Source organism: Marinomonas sp. 15G6-16 (assembly GCF_055809555.1).
Genome location: NZ_CM147916.1, coordinates 1947797 through 1965604, shown reverse-complemented (window position 1 = coordinate 1965604; position 17808 = coordinate 1947797). Strand labels below are relative to the sequence as shown.

The window sequence follows — 17808 nt, the reverse complement described above, 5'->3', positions numbered from 1 at the left end:
GTTAAAGAGCAAGTTTAGTGCAAAGCACTAAGTCAGACATTGAGTTATCAACATCTTGCTTAGAACTCTGTTCTAACGTCTTAAGATAGGTATCAGATAATTTGTGTGAACGCTCACCAGAGCTTCTATCGTTTAAGGAGGTGATCCAGCCCCAGGTTCCCCTAGGGCTACCTTGTTACGACTTCACCCCAGTCATTGACCACTCCGTGGTAACCGCCATCCCGAAGGTTAAGCTAGCTACTTCTGGAGCAATCAACTCCCATGGTGTGACGGGCGGTGTGTACAAGGCCCGGGAACGTATTCACCGTAGCATTCTGATCTACGATTACTAGCGATTCCGACTTCATGGAGTCGAGTTGCAGACTCCAATCCGGACTACGACGTACTTTATGGGATTCGCTCACTATCGCTAGCTCGCAGCCCTTTGTATACGCCATTGTAGCACGTGTGTAGCCCTACTCGTAAGGGCCATGATGACTTGACGTCGTCCCCACCTTCCTCCGGTTTGTCACCGGCAGTCTCCTTAAAGTTCTCAGCATAACCTGCTAGCAAGTAAGGATAAGGGTTGCGCTCGTTACGGGACTTAACCCAACATTTCACAACACGAGCTGACGACAGCCATGCAGCACCTGTCTCATAGTTCCCGAAGGCACCAAAGCATCTCTGCTAAGTTCTATGGATGTCAAGAGTAGGTAAGGTTCTTCGCGTTGCTTCGAATTAAACCACATGCTCCACCGCTTGTGCGGGCCCCCGTCAATTCATTTGAGTTTTAACCTTGCGGCCGTACTCCCCAGGCGGTCTACTTATTGCGTTAGCTGCGCCACTAAGTCATTACAACCCAACGGCTAGTAGACATCGTTTACGGCGTGGACTACCAGGGTATCTAATCCTGTTTGCTCCCCACGCTTTCGCACCTCAGTGTCAGTATCAGTCCAGAGTGTCGCCTTCGCCACTGATGTTCCTTCCTATATCTACGCATTTCACCGCTACACAGGAAATTCCACACTCCTCTACCGTACTCTAGCCTGCCAGTATCCGGTGCCATTCCAAGGTTGAGCCCTGGGATTTCACATCAGACTTAACAAACCACCTACGCGCGCTTTACGCCCAGTAATTCCGATTAACGCTTGCACCCTCTGTATTACCGCGGCTGCTGGCACAGAGTTAGCCGGTGCTTCTTCTGGAGCTAACGTCAAAACATTTGGGTATTAACCAAACGCCCTTCCTCACTCCTGAAAGTGCTTTACAACCCTAAGGCCTTCTTCACACACGCGGCATGGCTGGATCAGGCTTGCGCCCATTGTCCAATATTCCCCACTGCTGCCTCCCGTAGGAGTCTGGGCCGTGTCTCAGTCCCAGTGTGACTGGTCATCCTCTCAGACCAGTTAGAGATCGTCGCCTTGGTGAGCCTTTACCCCACCAACTAGCTAATCTCACGCAGGCTCATCTAATAGCGGAAGGTCCTAAGATCCCCTCCTTTCCCCCTAAGGGCGTATGCGGTATTAGCATGCGTTTCCACATGTTGTCCCCCTCTACTAGGCAGATTCCTACGCGTTACTCACCCGTCCGCCGCTCGACGCCTGATAGCAAGCTATCATCGTTTCCGCTCGACTTGCATGTGTTAAGCCTGCCGCCAGCGTTCAATCTGAGCCATGATCAAACTCTTCAGTTAAAAAGTTTGCTTACTCAAGTATCGAAACACTAACAATTTACTTATAAAGCGAATTGACGTGTTTGACGTCTCGTAAGACTTCAATTTTTTTGATCAACTTACTAACTAAAAGTCAGCAGCCGATCTTCTGAAGTCTCCAGCGAGCGCCCACACAAATTATCTGATTATCTATTTTAAAGAGCGTTGCCGTTACACTTAAGCCACTTAACCTCTTAAACCTAATTAAGATGCTAAGCCCTGTCCGTGTCAGCGAGGGCGTATATTAAGGATCTACAGATTTTGTGCAACCCTTTTCTGACAAAAAAGACGATTAATTTAACAACCAACCCTTTTTGTTCACTTAACAAACAAAAACACCCTTTTTAGAGTGTTTTTTGATCAAACCATAACAAAAAAGCCCTGCTACAGCTAAGTAACAGGGCTTTCTGAATACTTAAAAACTACACTTCAACGATACGAAGCTCTTTCGGCATAGAAAAAGAAACGTTTTCTTCTCTACCTTGCAATTCTTCAGGCACATTACCGCCTTCATCAATTAATCGCGATATCACTTCATTAACCAGAACTTCAGGAGCCGATGCCCCCGCGGTGACACCAACACTCGACACACCATCGAACCAATTGACATTAATTTCACTAGCATTGTCGATCAGAAAAGCTTTAGCTCCCATTCGCTCCGCTAATTCTTTCAATCTATTCGAATTAGAACTATTAACAGAGCCAACAACCAACACAAGCTGAGATGTTTCAGCCAATGTTTTTACTGCATCTTGGCGGTTCTGTGTTGCATAGCAAATATCATCTTTTTTAGGACCACGGATCTTTGGAAAATGACGGCGCAATGCATCAATAACGACTGAAGTGTCATCCATTGATAAAGTAGTCTGAGTCACAAACGCCAAATGCTCTGGATCTTTGACTTTTAGGTTAGCCACATCTTCAGGTGTTTCAACAAGGTAAATCGCGCCACCTTGTCGATTATCATATTGCCCCATGGTCCCTTCCACCTCTGGATGACCATCATGACCAATCAAAATACATTCCATTCCGTCACGAGAGTAACGAAGCACCTCTAAATGCACCTTAGTAACAAGCGGGCAAGTTGCATCAAAAACTTTTAGCCCTCGATTAGTCGCTTCGTCACGAACCGATTTTGAAACGCCATGTGCACTAAAGATAACAATATGGTCGTCTGGCACCTGATCCAGCTCATCAACAAATACTGCTCCGCGTGCTTTTAATGACTCAACAACAAATTTATTGTGGACAACTTCATGGCGCACATAAATCGGTGCTTCAAATAGATCCAAGCAACGATTAACAATTTCAATGGCACGATCAACACCAGCACAAAAGCCGCGAGGATTCGCAAGCTGAATAGCAAAACTCATGCTGCATCCTCTATTGCGACAATGCGCACTTTAAAAGTAAGCGAACGACCCGCTAATGGGTGATTAAAATCCACCACAACTTCTTTGTCGCCTATCTCTGCAATCACACCAGGCAATTCGTTTTTGCTCATATCCGCAAAAGAAACCACCATACCTTCTTCTAAATCCATTGCGAATTGAGAACGAGGCATACGCTGGATATTACTTTCGTTGTGAACGCCAAAGGCTTTTTCTGGAGGCATAACCAATGAGGATTCTTGATCTACTGACATCCCTAAAAGCGCTTCTTCAAATGCAGGCAACAAACTTCCGTCACCAAACACAAAACTTGCAGGCGTTTGAGAGAAGTTAGAATCCACAATAGAACCGTCTTCAAGAGACAATTCAAAATGAAGTGTCACTCGGCTACTCTCTGTAATTACACTCATTTGCCACCTTCTGTTTTCTTAACAAAAAAGCTTTCAAGCAACATCAAAATAACACCAACCGTTATTGCGCTATCTGCCACATTAAAAGCAGGAAAATACCAAGACTGCTGCCAATGCAGTTGAATAAAATCCACTACATGACCATAAACTAGTCGATCATATAAATTACCAATGGCTCCGCCGAGAATAAAACTAAGAGACAACGCCTCCCAGCGATTTTCATTCGCAATCTTAATCAACCGCCAACTAATCCCCACCACAACCGCCAAGGCAATCACAGAGAAAAACCAACGCTGCCAGCCGCCAGCTTGCGCAAGAAAACTAAAAGCGGCACCCGTGTTGTATCTAAGCGTCAGATCAAAAAACGGCAACAGAGGAATTTCCTGCCCATAAGACAAATACGCCTCAACAGCTTGCTTAGTCACCCAATCTAATACGAACAAAATAAGAGCCAGCGCCCACCAGCGCTGAACTCTTTTAAACATAGTAGAGACTGTCATTTATGCGTACAGGCGTTGTTCACCTTCCCCATCCGGTAAATTAGAGATACAACGATCACAAAGCTCTGGATGAGATTCACGTTTGCCAACCTCTTCACGGTGATGCCAGCAACGAACACACTTAGCATTTTCGCTCAATGCAACATGTACTTTTAGGCCTTCTAGATCTGTATCTACCGCATCCGCTCCAGCTTCACCTAAAGGCAATACTTTCACATCAGAGGAGATTAAAACGAATCGCAACTCTTCACCCAAAAGGTTCAGTGTTGTCTGCAATGCTTCATCACAATACAAGGTGATCTCAGCACTCAAACTCGCTTTTATCTTACCTTCTCCACGAACAGCCTCGATCACTTTATTAGTAGCGACTTTCGTTTCAAGAACATGCTTCCAGAAGTCTCGACCTAATTTTTCTTCGCCAGAGAACTCTTCTAAACCTTCATACCAAGTTTCTAAGAAGATTGACTCTCCTCGCTTACCCGGTAATGTTTGCCAAATTTCATCGGCAGTAAAGCTCAAAATTGGCGCAATCCAACGAGTGAAGGCTTCCATAACGTGATACAAAGCAGTCTGTGCTGAGCGACGAGCCAAGCTGTTTTCTTGCGTTGTGTATTGACGGTCTTTGATTACGTCAAGGTAGAAACCACCTAAATCAACCGAACAGAAGTTCTGAATTTTCTGATTAACCGTGTGGAATTGGTATTCGTTATAAGCTGTGTCCAATTCTTTTTGCAACAAGGAAGCACGGTCAAGAATCCAACGATCTAATGCAAGCATGTCACTAGCAGGAACCATGTCTTTTGCTGGATCAAAGCCATTCAAGTTCGCCATCATGAAACGAGCAGTATTACGAATACGGCGATAAGAGTCAGCAACACGCTTAAGAATCTCGTCAGAAACCGTCATCTCAGTTGTGTAATCTGTCGCTGCAACCCATAGACGAATGATGTCTGCCCCCAAAGTGTCCATCACTTTTTGAGGAGATAAGACATTCCCTAAAGACTTAGACATTTTGCGGCCATCACCATCAACAGTGAAACCGTGAGTAAGTACTTGCTTATACGGAGGCACGCCACGAACAGCAATCGATGTTTTCAAAGAAGACTGGAACCAGCCACGATGCTGATCAGAACCTTCCAAATACAAATCTGCTGGGAAGCTTAGCTCTTCACGCTGATCGATAACAGAATAATGCGTTACACCAGAATCAAACCAAACATCGAGCGTATCAGTGACTTTGCTGTATTTATCCGCATCTGCACCTAACAACTCTTCTGCTTCCATTTCGAACCAAGCGTCGATACCTTCTACTTCGATACGCTTCGCTACTTCTTCAATTAAACGAGGCGTTTCAGGGTGAAGCTCTTGCGTTTCTTTGTTGATAAACAAAGCAATCGGCACACCCCAAGTACGCTGACGAGACACACACCAGTCAGGGCTGTTATTCAACATCCCTTCCATGCGGTTTTGTCCCCAGCTTGGCACCCATTTAACACCTTCAACAGCGTGTTTAGCCGCATCCAACAAACCTTCTTTGGTCATGCTGATAAACCATTGTGGCGTAGCACGGAAGATAAGCGGTGTTTTTGTACGCCAACAATGTGGGTAACTGTGGAAAATCTTCGATTCAAACACCAAAGCATCATTGCGATTAAGCGCTTCTAAAATAGCACCATCCACTTTATAAACGTGCAAACCAGCAAATTCGCCAGCCGCATCGGAATACACACCATTGTCTTGAACAAGGTTGATCGTACCAATGCCATTTTCACGGCCAACATTAAAGTCATCTACACCATGATCTGGTGCTGTATGAACACAACCTGTACCAGCTTCTGTCGTTACGTGCTCACCAAGAATTACGGGGATATCGCGCTCCAAGAATGGATGATCTAGCAAAGTGCCTTTTAACTCAGCACCCACTGTACGACCAACAATACGGAAATCAGACACACTGTAACGCGCCATCAAGCCTTCAACCATATCTTCAGCAACGATCAAGCGCTCTTTGCCTAAGCCCATATCCACTTCAACAAGCGCATAGTTAAATTCTGGGTGAACAGAAACAGCTTGGCTTGCAGGTAGAGTCCAAGGAGTTGTCGTCCAGATAACAACAGAAACCTTTCCTTCGCCTTCTACATCAGAAAACTTAGCCAATAACGCCGCTTCGTCTTTAGGCGCATAACGCACATCCAATGACAAAGATGTTTTATCTTGGTATTCCACTTCCGCTTCCGCTAGAGCCGAACCACCAACCACACTCCAGTAAACTGGCTTAAAGCCTTTTACCAAATGGCCATTCTCAGCAATTTTGCCCAAAGCTCGAACTATATTGGCTTCCGTTTGGAAGTTCATGGTTAGGTACGGATTTTCCCAATCGCCCATTACACCAAGGCGGATAAAATCTTTTTTCTGTTCTTCAATTTGCGTGTAAGCGTATTCACGACATTTCGCGCGAAACTCTTTGTAGGATACTTTAACGCCAGCTTTACCGATAAGTTGCTCAACCTTGTGCTCAATCGGCAAACCATGACAATCCCAACCAGGAATATAAGGCGCATCAAAGCCACTAACGGTTTTAGACTTAACAATAATATCTTTGAGGATTTTGTTAACCGCATGACCAATGTGAATGCTGCCATTTGCGTACGGAGGGCCATCATGAAGAATAAAAGATTTACGGCCTTTACTTACATCACGTACTTTTTTATACAGATCCATATCCTGCCAACGTTTTAACATTGCAGGCTCACGTTTTGCCAAATCTCCACGCATTGGGAAACTAGTATCTGGCAAATTCAGTGTCGGTTTATAATCACTCATGGTTTATCAACTTATCCTCAAAGATCATCAGTTCACTGATTGGACAAAGAAACGTAACGCCTCTTCTTTATCACATTGAATTTGTTTTTCCAGCGCTTCTAAGCTGGCCATTTTTCGTTCCGACCTAATAAACTGACAAAAAGTCACTTGCACATACTTATCGTACAAGTCGCCATTAAAATCGAATAGGTGTACTTCTAATATTGGCGTTTTACCCTGAACAGTCGGTCGAACACCGATATTCGCCACGCCATTATGCAACATACCGTCAACGTCTAGCGTCACAGCATACACACCAGATAACGCAGATTTAATTCCTTTTAGATGAACATTCGCTGTTGGAAAACCAAGCTTTCGCCCTAATTGTTGGCCATGTATTACTCGGCCACTCAAAGACACGGAATGTCCCATATTTTCTTGTGCTGCAGAAATGTCACCATTTTCAAGCGCACTTCTTACCAAGGTACTGCTAACACGCTCACCTAATGCATTTAAAACAGAAGGTGTATTTTCAACATCAAAACCATTCTGACTGCCAAATTCTTGCAGGTAATCAAAGTCACCCTGACGATCACAACCAAATCGAAAGTCGTCACCAACAACCAAATGCTTCACTGTCAAACCGTCCAACAAAATTTGCTGGCAAAACGCCTGAGCATTTAGCTGCTGTAATTTCGGGTTGAAAGGCATACAAAGAACATAATCAATGCCTTGCCCTTCCAATAACTTCACTTTATCTCGCAAGCGACCAATGCGGCCAGGAGCAACTTCAGGTGCAAAAAACTCTCTTGGCTGAGGCTCAAAGATCATGATCCCCGCCGGAGCATCATATTGTTTCGCCAGAGATTTGACTCTCGCCAAAATAGCACTGTGCCCCAAATGCACACCGTCAAAGTTCCCAATCGTCAGCACACATTCTTTATGCTTTGAACGGATATTATGAATACCGCGAATTAACTCCATAGAACCCCGTACAAAACAATTAAACCCAGCATCAGAAAAAATAACCGCGATTATATAGCAGTTAACAAGATGAAGGTAGGCCAGAACTTGCACAACCCGTGCAAACCGACTTCATAAATCAAAAGTTACTAATGTTTCAAAATAGATGGACGTAACCCCGCCGCCACGGCAACCAAGCCGTAAACCGAAACACCACTAACAACAATCAACAAGATATAGCCAACTCGATGCACATCGCTCATCTGCGTCCACAACCAACCTTGTTGAAGATAAAAGAACAAACAGCCCCCTAACGCCAAGGTTGCACAAACCAATATTCGCAACAACTTACGCCATTCACTGGAAAACACATGATGACCTTGCTTATGCAAACCGCGCCAAAGTAGAAACGCGTTTAACCCCGCAGACAAACTTGTCGCTAATGCCAAGCCCACATGCCCAAGCGGCCAAACAAGAATCAAATTCAAAACCATATTCGACACCATTGCGATGATGCCAATGCGGACAGGTGTTTTTGTGTCTTGTCGAGAGTAATAGCCAGGCGCCAAAACCTTAATGAGCATCATAAAAACCAAACCCAAAGAATAAGCTTGCAAACTCTGCGCAGCTTTTTCCACATCGAGCACGGTTAATTCACCACGATAAAAAATGGTTGCAATCAGAGGCTCAGCCAACATAAACAAAGCCAGAGCAGATGGAATCGCAATAAGCAGCAAAAGACGCAAAGCCCAATCTAATGTTTTTGAAAAGCCACCGGATTCACCACTAGCAAAACTACGGGACAAAGAAGGCAAAATAACCGTACTGATCGCAATCGCAAAAATCCCCAAAGGCAGCTCGTATAAACGATCAGATAAATACAACCAAGTGATGCTGCCTGTTTGCAAGAAGGAAGCTAAAACAGTGTCTAACAACAAATTAATCTGACTAACAGAGACACCAAACAAAGCAGGCCCCATTAAAAGAAGGATCCGCTTTACACCTGAGTGTCGAAAACCGAATCTTGGCATTGGCAACAAATGCAGTCTTGCCAAAAAGGGCACTTGAAACATCAACTGTATCAAGCCCGCAAAGAACACCCCCCAAGCAACCGCCACTTCAGCTTGAGCCGCTGAGCGGGCAAAAAACACAGTGGCAACAATTAAAGAGATATTCAGAAAAATAGGCGTAATCGCAGGAACCGCATACTCACCATGCGCATTCAAAATCCCACCGCCAAAGCCGTCAAAGAAATAAACAACAAATAAGGGAAAGTAATCACCAACAAATCGGCAGTTAATGCGGATTGACTGGCATCTCCAGCAAAGCCTGGCGCAAACACATAGACAACCCAAGGCGCACACAGCATAAATACAGCGGTGACGCACAACAAAACTAAAGACAGCGAACCTGTGACAGCGGCAACTAACGCACGAACCTCTTCTTTGCCTTCGTTTATACGATAATCACTTAGGACAGGAACAAATGCCTGCGCAAAAGCACCTTCAGCAAACAAACGTCGGAAAAAGTTAGGAATTTTAAAAGCCACATAAAATGCATCCGCACTGCCACTTGCCCCCAAAACATAAGCCAATGCCGCATCCCTCACCAAGCCTAAAATACGGGAAAGAAAGGTACAGATAGAAACCAAAATACCAGAACGTAACAAAGACAAAGACTTACGTGCCTTATCGGGCGTGGGATTTATTTCAGACATACAATTTGACAGCACACACAAAGGATAGATAACACAAAGAATACCACCTGCCGACACAAGAGCGCAGCCAAATATCGCAACTCATTTGACTATTTTTGCATTATAGGGTTGTGGCAGCGCAAAAAACTGGTAAAATCCGCCGCGAGATTTTAAAGTTAAAACTTGACATTAATTTCACGACTCAGCAAATTGCTGTGTCGTTTCATGTATTAAACAAAGGAGCCAGACCGTGGCAAATTCCGCAGGTTCAAAAAAACGTGCGCGCCAGGCAATCAAAAGCCGCGCTCACAATGGTAGCATTCGCTCTATGGTTCGTACTTACTTGAAAAAAGTAGATGCAGCTATTGAAACAGGCAACCAAACTGAAGCACAAGCAGCTTACGTTCTAGCGACTTCTCAGCTAGATAAAGCCGCTAACAAAGGCCTATACCATAAAAACAAAGCAGCTCGTCATAAGAGTCGCTTGAGTGCTAAAATCAAAGCACTGGCCTAATACCTATAAAAAAACCGGCAGCTGCCGGTTTTTTTATATCTTCAAAACAGTCACTAGTGGCTAACCAAGCAAAATAACCAACCACACAATACCCGCCAAAATTAAAGCCAGCATTACCGCTGCAGAACCCAAATCCTTCGCTCGACCAGAAAGCTCATGATGCTCATGACTAATTCTATCAACGATAGCTTCAACACTAGAATTCAGCGTCTCGACAATTAGCACCAAGCCAACGGAGAGAATCAGAACCGCTCGCTCCAAGCCACTGTCGCCAAGCCAAATAGCAAAAGGCAATGCAAATAAGAACAAACAAACTTCTTGCCGGAAGGCCGCTTCGTGTTTCCACTGAGCCCGCAACCCTTGCGACGAGTACTTCATAGCACCGAAAACTCGGTCAAAACCCACTTTCCCAGGCTTAGCCATGACAACCTCTTCTTTTAAATAATGACCAAATCATCTCGATGAATAAGTTCAGGCTCACCTTTATAGCCCAAAATATCACCGATACTAGAGGACGGTTGACCCAAGAGCTTCAACGTCTCGGCCACACTATAATTGACCAAGCCACGTGCAACAAGACCACCGCGCTCATCAACACAGATAACCATGTCTCCGCGAGAAAAAGAGCCTTCAGCATCCTTAACACCAACAGCCAACAAGCTCGTTCCTTCCTGACGAAGCGCCTTTACTGCACCCGCATCCAATACCAAAGAACCTCGGCTCTTAAGATGACCTGCAAGCCACAACTTACGTGCCGCTTGAGGACAATAATCCGGTTCAAGCCAAGTACCTAAAGCCTCACCAGAAACCACTTTAAGAAGAATATTTTCCTCACGACCAGAAGCAATTAAGGTGTCAGCTCCAGAACGAGCCGCCAAACGAGCCGCTCGAATTTTCGTCAGCATACCGCCGCTACCTAAAACACCAGCACCACCACTTGCCATCGACTCCAAACGCTCATCCGACGCCAGAACATGAGAGATCAATTCTGCGTCTTCATAGTCACGCGGATTTTTATCAAACAACCCCTGCTGATCCGTCAAGATAACCAGCAAATCCGCTTCTACTAAGTTTGCTACTAAAGCACCAAGCGTGTCGTTGTCTCCGAATCGAATTTCATCGGTTACAACCGTGTCATTCTCATTAATAATAGGTACAACACCAAGCCCAAGCAGTGTTCTCAACGAAGATCGTGCATTTAAATAGCGTCGACGATTCGACAGATCGTCGTGGGTCAGTAGAATTTGCGCCGTACACAAATCATGCTTTTCAAAAAAGGATTCATATACACCCACCAACTCCATTTGACCGACTGCAGCCGCAGCCTGCAATTCGTTAATTTGAGTGGGTCGAGAAGAAAAGCCTAAACGCTTCATACCTGCAGCAATTGATCCAGAGGAAACTAAAACCACTTCTTTCCCTTGCTCACGTAATTGGGCAATTTGCGCCACCCAAAGACCAATTCGAGCAACATCCAATCCCTGTCCATCATTCGTCAACAGTGCACTGCCAATTTTGACAACAATACGCTGCGCCTTTGCAATCTTCTCTCGCATTATCATGACTCTACTTCTACCCACCAATCAAACTAGCTAACGTATTCCACTTCAACATCGTAATCATCATCGTCAAAATCGTCGTCATCCAAAGCTTGGCCAGCTTTGCGACGCTTCTCACGCAATGACATGATACGGTTTCGACCTTCTTCATCGATCAGAGCTCGAACTGCTTTCTCTTTCTCGCGGGCTTCTTCACTTTCTGCCAGCAATTCTCTCTGCTCTTCCAATGCAGTCATCAGATCCAAACATAAGATCTCTGTGCCTTCGCCGGAAATAGCAGAAATTCGATACGCTTTACCTTCCCAACCAAGTGCATCAATAACACTCTGACAACGCTCTTCAAGCTCTTCTTCTGGAACCATATCGACTTTATTTAGAACCAACCAGCGATCACGTTCAGCAAGTGCAGGACTAAATTGATGCAACTCATTTACTGCAATAACAGCCGCTTCAGCAGGCGTAATTTCATCCCACGGAGCCAAGTCAACGATGTGCAATAAGATACGATTACGAACCAAGTGTTTCAGGAATCGAATACCAAGCCCAGCACCTTCAGATGCACCTTCAATAATCCCTGGAATATCAGCAACAACAAAGCTTTGATGCTTTTTAACCTTAACCACACCCAGATTTGGAACAAGCGTTGTAAAAGGATAATCCGCCACTTTTGGCTTAGCAGAAGAAACCGCTCGGATGAAAGTAGATTTACCAGCATTAGGTAGACCCAACAAACCAACATCAGCCAAAACCTTCATTTCTAGCTTAAGAGTACGCTCTTCACCAACCGTACCTTTCGTTGTCTGTCTTGGCGCACGGTTAGTACTCGACTTAAATCGAGTATTACCCAAACCATGATGACCACCTTGAGCTACTTTTAACTTTTGACCATCTCGAACAAGATCCCCTAGAGTCTCTCCGGTATCTTCGTCGATCACCGTTGTTCCAATAGGCACTTTAATTTCAAGATCAGCCCCTTTTGAGCCAGTCATATCACGGCCTTGGCCGTTTTCACCACTATCGGCAATGTACTTTTTGGTAAAACGGAAGTCGATCAAGGTGTTAAGAGCATCATCAGCAACCAAGACTACGCTGCCGCCATTTCCGCCATCACCACCATCAGGACCACCTTTCGCTACGAACTTTTCGCGCCAAAAGCTTAAACAACCATTACCGCCCTTACCTGCTCTTACATAGATACTGGCTTCATCAACAAATTTCACAGATACACCTCTTCGGTGGATTATCAGAATCAACAGACACTGATTATAGAATTCTTCCAAAAAAAGCCCCGCGTCGCGGAGCTTTTTTTAAGTTTTTAGTAAGCGATTAAGCAGCAACGACAGAAACTGTACGACGCTTCAACTTACCTTTCACTTCAAACTTCACTTGGCCTTCAACAACAGCGAACAAAGTATGATCTTTACCAATTTGAACACCTGCACCAGGGTGGAACTGAGTACCACGCTGACGAACAAGAATGTTACCTGGGATCACAACTTGACCACCAAAACGTTTGACACCTAATCGTTTCGACTCGGAATCGCGACCATTACGAGTACTACCACCCGCCTTTTTATGAGCCATGACTTACTCCTTAAATTTGAATAGTTAGCGCTTAGTTAATGCCAGTTATTTTCACTTCTGTGAACCACTGACGGTGACCCATACGCTTCATAGAGTGCTTACGACGACGGAATTTCAAAATTTTCACTTTGTCTCCGCGACCATGTGCAACAACTTCCGCTGTTACTTTAGCGCCTTCTACAATTGGTGCGCCAACTTTAACGTCGTCGCCATTGCTTACAAGAAGAACGTCGTCGAACTGAATCGCGCCACCTTCTTCAACAGCTAATTTCTCAACCTTAAGGGTTTGGCCTTCTTCTACACGGTATTGCTTACCGCCAGTTTTGATCACTGCAAACATGTTCTTCTCCAATAAGATTTACCCGGCTACTGAAATTGAATTTGACCTACTTCTAGTGGCAATATTTTTCTGACCGAATCGGACAAAAAGCACTAACCATATGATAGGGAGCAAAATGTGGGTAAATCGGACGCGAGATTGTACAAAATCAAACCAGCCAATACAAGTAAAAAGCAAGGTCTTTAGAGATTTTTCATAATTTGGGTTGACCCTGACACAAGCCTTACCTAGCATGATGCAAACTTGCTGATCAGCTCGAGATAATTTAGCTTCGGAAATTGCATGCAACCTACACAAATACATGATGTTGTGGCCAATGAATTTGGCCAAGTAAATGAATATATAGTGTCGCAACTGAGTAGTGACATCCCTCTTATCGAGCAAATCGGTTACTACATCATTAGTAATGGAGGCAAAAGACTCCGACCTTTGTTGGTTTTACTTGCCGCCAAAGCAAGCGAAGAGCTGAATAGCGAAAAACAACACCAAGCCATACAAATGGCGACCATCATCGAATTTATCCACACATCAACATTGCTACACGATGATGTTGTTGATGAATCAGACATGCGCCGTGGTAAAAAAACCGCTAACGAAGAATGGGGAAATGCTCCTAGCGTTCTTGTTGGTGACTTCCTGTATTCTCGCGCCTTCCAAATTATGGTCGATGTTGGCAGCATGCAATGCATGAAAGTATTAGCAGAAACCACAAACGTTATTGCCGAAGGCGAAGTACAACAACTCATTAACTGTGGCGACCCAGACACAACAGAAGAAAGCTACTTAAAAGTAATTCAGTACAAAACGGCAAAGCTTTTTGAAGGTGCAGCACTTTGTGGTGCCATCATTGCCAATGCAAATAGCGAAACACAAGAAGCACTCAGACAATACGGCATGTATGTCGGCACAGCCTTTCAGCTCATTGATGATGTTATGGACTACACAAGTACAGCAGAAGAAATGGGCAAGAGTGTGGGAGACGATCTGGCCGAAGGCAAACCGACTCTACCTCTCATCTACACCATGAAGCATGGCAGTACAGAAGCAGCTGGCAGAGTTAAGAACGCTATCCTTACTGGCGGTTTAGAGCAACTAGACACCATTATTAAAGATGTTCAAGCTTGCGGTGCTATTGAATACACTGAGAAAAAAGCTCAGCAGCAAGCTGACATGGCTATTAGTTCCATCGACAAGTTACCAGAGTCAGCATACAAAACAGCACTCATTTCCTTAGCTCACGCATCTGTTAAAAGACGCAACTAGAATTCACAAGAGGAACATAGGAACATTTGAGAAGAGCAGATAAGGCTTCCGCTCTTCTTCCTATTTCTCCTCTTTCAGCAAATCCATTACCGCCTCTGCCGACAAACTAGAGTGTTGCTGCATAAAGCAATGCCCGCCATCGACTTCCACAACCGTGATATTAGGGTTCAACTTGGCAGCCAAACGATAAGCTTCCTTGAAATAATCAAACGTCTCTTTACCTTGCACTATGTAGGTAGGCACGGAGATATTCTTTATAGCGCGCCACAAACCTTGTGGATAACTTGAAAAAATTGCCGCCTCCATCCAAGTAGGACAACCTAGTTGATAATGTCCATTTTCATCGCATTTAATTGACGAAGAAATATAATCATCCAAACACTCGTCTTCCCAACCTTTAAAGGTACCTCTTTCAAAGAAGTTTCCTCTAACTTGAGCATAACTTTCCCACTGAGTACGACGGCGCTTTGCTTGCCTCGCCAATGGCACTCGACTCTTCAGGCCTGCCAACTTAACACCACGCATCATCCAGATTAATCGAGGCGGGAAAATAGCCGGATCCAAAAGTACCATGCGATCAAAAGTAGATGGTTTTTGATCGTTCATCAGTACCGTCACACAGCCACCAAAGCTATGCCCCATACCAATCAAACTGGTATCCGGTAATGCAGACTTCTGCTGTTTCAACGAATCAATGAAGCGTGTCGCCGTTTTATTCCAACCAACAAAACGCTTACCCGCTGTTGATCCACCATGACCAGCCGCGTCTTGTAAAATTAAATTATACGCTCCCAGTTTTCCCAAAAAGCAAGAATAGGTTTTGACAGAAAACCCATTACCGTGGAGGAAATGAATACTTGGCTCAGTGTCGTTTTTACGGCTCAAGTAGCCTTGAATAGAGCCATCTTCTAATGAGCTATTCCAAGTCACGAAATCTATTTTTTCTTTACTCGCCATACAAAATCTCAAACATCAGACATTACCGAAGCAAATATCTTAAAAAGAAAATACTGGCCAAATAGTAATATCAAACAGCCAAAAAATCGCCCAAAAGCAACATACTTTCGGCAAAACATGAAAAACAAAAGCAAAATGATCATTTTTCATGCAGGTAATTTGGTTTTTTTACATTCAAACATTCATATTGAGGCTTCGAACCGATATAATCAGCTAGATTTTATACTGCAAACTGGACCACACAAATCCACCTGACTACTTTTAAGTCATTCTGGATGTGGATATAGGAATACAATGACTACTGCTTCATCTTTTGAAAAAGACGAACTATTAAAATGCGGCTACGGCGAAATGTTTGGTGAAGGTAATGCCCGACTTCCTGTTGGCAATATGCTTATGATGGATCGTATTACTCACATTTCTGCCGAAGGCGGAGAATATGGCAAAGGCGAAATCATCGCTGAGCTAGATATCAACCCTGACCTTTGGTTTTTTGAATGCCACTTCCCAGGTGACCCAGTTATGCCTGGTTGTCTTGGCTTAGATGCAATGTGGCAACTAGTTGGTTTTTTCCTTGGTTGGAAAGGTAACAAAGGACGTGGGCGTGCTTTGGGTTCCGGCGAAGTGAAATTCACAGGTCAAATTCTACCAACAGCGAAAAAAGTTACTTTCAACATTCAACTTAAGCGCGTTATTGAGCGTAAGTTGGTAATGGGTATCGCAGATGGTAGCGTTAAAGTTGACGGGCGTGAGATTTACACAGCAAAAGACTTGCGTGTAGGTTTGTTCACATCAACAGACAACTTCTAAAGATTAAGAATGAAAGAGGCACACTTATGCGTCGTGTAGTAGTAACAGGTCTTGGCGTTGTTAGCTGCCTAGGCAATGACAAAAGCAGCGTTCTAAACTCCTTGCGCGAAGGGCAATCTGGTATTCGCTTCGTCGAAGACTATAAAGAATATGGCTTCCGTAGCCATGTTGCTGGCCGAGTTGACTTAGATGACAGTGAAATTGACCGTAAAGTACGTCGTTTCATGGGTCCAGCAGCAACTTATGCTTATGTATCTATGCAACAAGCAATCGCTGATGCTAGCTTAACAGAAGAACAAGTTTCCAATGTTCGCACTGGTTTGGTTGCAGGTTCTGGCGGTGCATCCGCTGATAACCTAGTGCAATCAGCAGACACACTACGCGAAAAAGGCGTTAAACGTGTTGGTCCATACCGTGTTACCCAAACAATGGGAAGTACTGTATCTGCTTGTCTAGCAACACCATTCAAAATCAAAGGTGTGAACTACTCAATCACATCGGCTTGCTCAACCAGTGCACACTGTATTGGTAACGCTATGGAGTTAATCCAACTAGGCAAGCAAGATATTGTTTTCGCTGGCGGCGGCGAAGAAGAAAGCTGGGCTCAAACCTGTATGTTTGATGCAATGGGCGCACTATCTTCTAAGTACAATGAAACACCAGAAAAAGCGTCTCGCGCATACGATGCAAACCGTGATGGTTTTGTTATCGCTGGCGGTGGCGGTATGTTGGTTATCGAAGAGTTAGAACACGCTAAAGCTCGTGGCGCAAAAATCTACGCAGAACTTGTAGGTTACGGTGCAACATCCGATGGCTACGACATGGTTGCTCCTTCTGGTGAAGGCGCGGTTCGTTGTATGCAAATGGCAATGAGCACTATTGATGGCGACATCGATTACATCAATACTCATGGTACAAGTACTCCTGCCGGTGACATGAAAGAGCTTCAAGCTGTTAATGAAACATTTGGCGACAAGATTCCATTAATTAGCTCAACAAAATCTTTGTCTGGTCACTCTCTGGGTGCTGCAGGCGTACACGAAGCAATTTACTGCTTGCTAATGATGGAAAACAACTTCATCGCAGCATCAGCAAACGTAGATGACCTTGATCCTGCTGCGGGCAACATTCCTGTAGTAACGACTCGTAAAGACAATGCTGATCTTAAATACATCATGTCTAACAGCTTTGGATTTGGCGGTACAAATGCCAGCTTAGTATTCAAAAAATACGAAGCTTAATCCTCTAGCGAGAATCTAGTCACAAAAAAGCCGCATTTCAAATGCGGCTTTTTTATTGCTTAAAATAAGTAGGCGTTTAATTAGTCTT

Annotated in this window: 15 protein-coding genes, 1 rRNA gene and 1 pseudogene; 4 read left to right on the top strand and 13 right to left on the bottom strand. The window is 44.4% G+C overall.

Annotated elements, in window-relative coordinates:
• Positions 1 to 133 precede the first annotated feature (133 nt).
• From AC0L46_RS09515 to murJ, 7 genes and pseudogenes are all read right to left on the bottom strand, one after another.
• Positions 134 to 1672 (bottom strand): 16S ribosomal RNA (locus AC0L46_RS09515).
• A 440-nt stretch (positions 1673 to 2112) separates the two neighbouring features.
• A complete protein-coding gene (gene ispH, locus AC0L46_RS09510; RefSeq protein ID WP_473503143.1) occupies positions 2113 to 3063 on the bottom strand; it encodes a 4-hydroxy-3-methylbut-2-enyl diphosphate reductase in 951 nt (316 codons plus the stop codon).
• Positions 3060 to 3491 carry an FKBP-type peptidyl-prolyl cis-trans isomerase gene (locus AC0L46_RS09505; RefSeq protein ID WP_317005356.1) on the bottom strand — a complete coding sequence of 144 codons (432 nt, stop codon included), beginning with the start codon at positions 3489 to 3491 and terminating at the stop codon, positions 3060 to 3062. Before AC0L46_RS09505 ends, ispH begins: the two co-directional genes overlap by 4 nt.
• On the bottom strand, positions 3488 to 3976 hold the full coding sequence (gene lspA / locus AC0L46_RS09500) for a signal peptidase II (protein WP_473503141.1): 489 nt from the start codon (positions 3974 to 3976) through the stop codon (positions 3488 to 3490). Before lspA ends, AC0L46_RS09505 begins: the two co-directional genes overlap by 4 nt.
• Before the next feature lie 15 nt (positions 3977 to 3991).
• Entirely contained in the window at positions 3992 to 6814 is a 2823-nt protein-coding gene (gene ileS, locus AC0L46_RS09495) for an isoleucine--tRNA ligase (RefSeq protein ID WP_473503139.1), read from the bottom strand.
• A 27-nt stretch (positions 6815 to 6841) separates the two neighbouring features.
• Entirely contained in the window at positions 6842 to 7777 is a 936-nt protein-coding gene (gene ribF / locus AC0L46_RS09490; RefSeq protein WP_473503138.1) for a bifunctional riboflavin kinase/FAD synthetase, read from the bottom strand.
• Between the two features lie 128 nt (positions 7778 to 7905).
• Positions 7906 to 9473, bottom strand: a pseudogene (gene murJ, locus AC0L46_RS09485) (murein biosynthesis integral membrane protein MurJ).
• A 229-nt stretch (positions 9474 to 9702) separates the two neighbouring features.
• Between murJ and rpsT the strand changes: the two are divergent.
• Entirely contained in the window at positions 9703 to 9966 is a 264-nt protein-coding gene (rpsT, locus tag AC0L46_RS09480) for a 30S ribosomal protein S20 (RefSeq protein WP_347985016.1), read from the top strand.
• A gap of 60 nt (positions 9967 to 10026) precedes the next feature.
• Here the strand turns inward: rpsT and AC0L46_RS09475 are convergent, their stop codons facing one another.
• From AC0L46_RS09475 to rplU, 5 genes are all read right to left on the bottom strand, one after another.
• On the bottom strand, positions 10027 to 10389 hold the full coding sequence (locus AC0L46_RS09475) for a diacylglycerol kinase (RefSeq protein WP_347985015.1): 363 nt from the start codon (positions 10387 to 10389) through the stop codon (positions 10027 to 10029).
• A 14-nt stretch (positions 10390 to 10403) separates the two neighbouring features.
• Entirely contained in the window at positions 10404 to 11528 is a 1125-nt protein-coding gene (gene proB, locus AC0L46_RS09470; RefSeq protein ID WP_473503135.1) for a glutamate 5-kinase, read from the bottom strand.
• Positions 11529 to 11554: 26 nt separating this feature from the next.
• Positions 11555 to 12745, bottom strand: a complete 1191-nt coding sequence (cgtA, locus tag AC0L46_RS09465; protein ID WP_414682727.1) for an Obg family GTPase CgtA — start codon at positions 12743 to 12745, stop codon at positions 11555 to 11557.
• Between the two features lie 106 nt (positions 12746 to 12851).
• Positions 12852 to 13109, bottom strand: coding sequence for a 50S ribosomal protein L27 (gene rpmA / locus AC0L46_RS09460; protein ID WP_265730332.1), 258 nt, complete (start codon positions 13107 to 13109; stop codon positions 12852 to 12854).
• Between the two features lie 31 nt (positions 13110 to 13140).
• On the bottom strand, positions 13141 to 13449 hold the full coding sequence (gene rplU / locus AC0L46_RS09455) for a 50S ribosomal protein L21 (protein ID WP_199469959.1): 309 nt from the start codon (positions 13447 to 13449) through the stop codon (positions 13141 to 13143).
• A gap of 282 nt (positions 13450 to 13731) precedes the next feature.
• Here rplU and ispB point away from each other — a divergent pair, with 282 nt between their 5' ends.
• Positions 13732 to 14712, top strand: coding sequence for an octaprenyl diphosphate synthase (gene ispB / locus AC0L46_RS09450; RefSeq protein ID WP_473503133.1), 981 nt, complete (start codon positions 13732 to 13734; stop codon positions 14710 to 14712).
• Between the two features lie 60 nt (positions 14713 to 14772).
• Here the strand turns inward: ispB and AC0L46_RS09445 are convergent, their stop codons facing one another.
• Positions 14773 to 15669 carry an alpha/beta fold hydrolase gene (locus AC0L46_RS09445; RefSeq protein WP_473503131.1) on the bottom strand — a complete coding sequence of 299 codons (897 nt, stop codon included), beginning with the start codon at positions 15667 to 15669 and terminating at the stop codon, positions 14773 to 14775.
• Between the two features lie 294 nt (positions 15670 to 15963).
• Between AC0L46_RS09445 and fabA the strand changes: the two genes are divergently transcribed.
• Together fabA and fabB are read left to right on the top strand one after the other, a co-directional pair.
• The gene (gene fabA, locus AC0L46_RS09440; protein ID WP_347985010.1) at positions 15964 to 16479 is read left to right on the top strand and encodes a 3-hydroxyacyl-[acyl-carrier-protein] dehydratase FabA; all 516 of its coding nucleotides are present in this window, start codon (positions 15964 to 15966) and stop codon (positions 16477 to 16479) included.
• A gap of 26 nt (positions 16480 to 16505) precedes the next feature.
• Positions 16506 to 17720, top strand: coding sequence for a beta-ketoacyl-ACP synthase I (gene fabB, locus AC0L46_RS09435; protein WP_473503129.1), 1215 nt, complete (start codon positions 16506 to 16508; stop codon positions 17718 to 17720).
• The last annotated feature ends 88 nt before the right edge of the window (positions 17721 to 17808 follow it).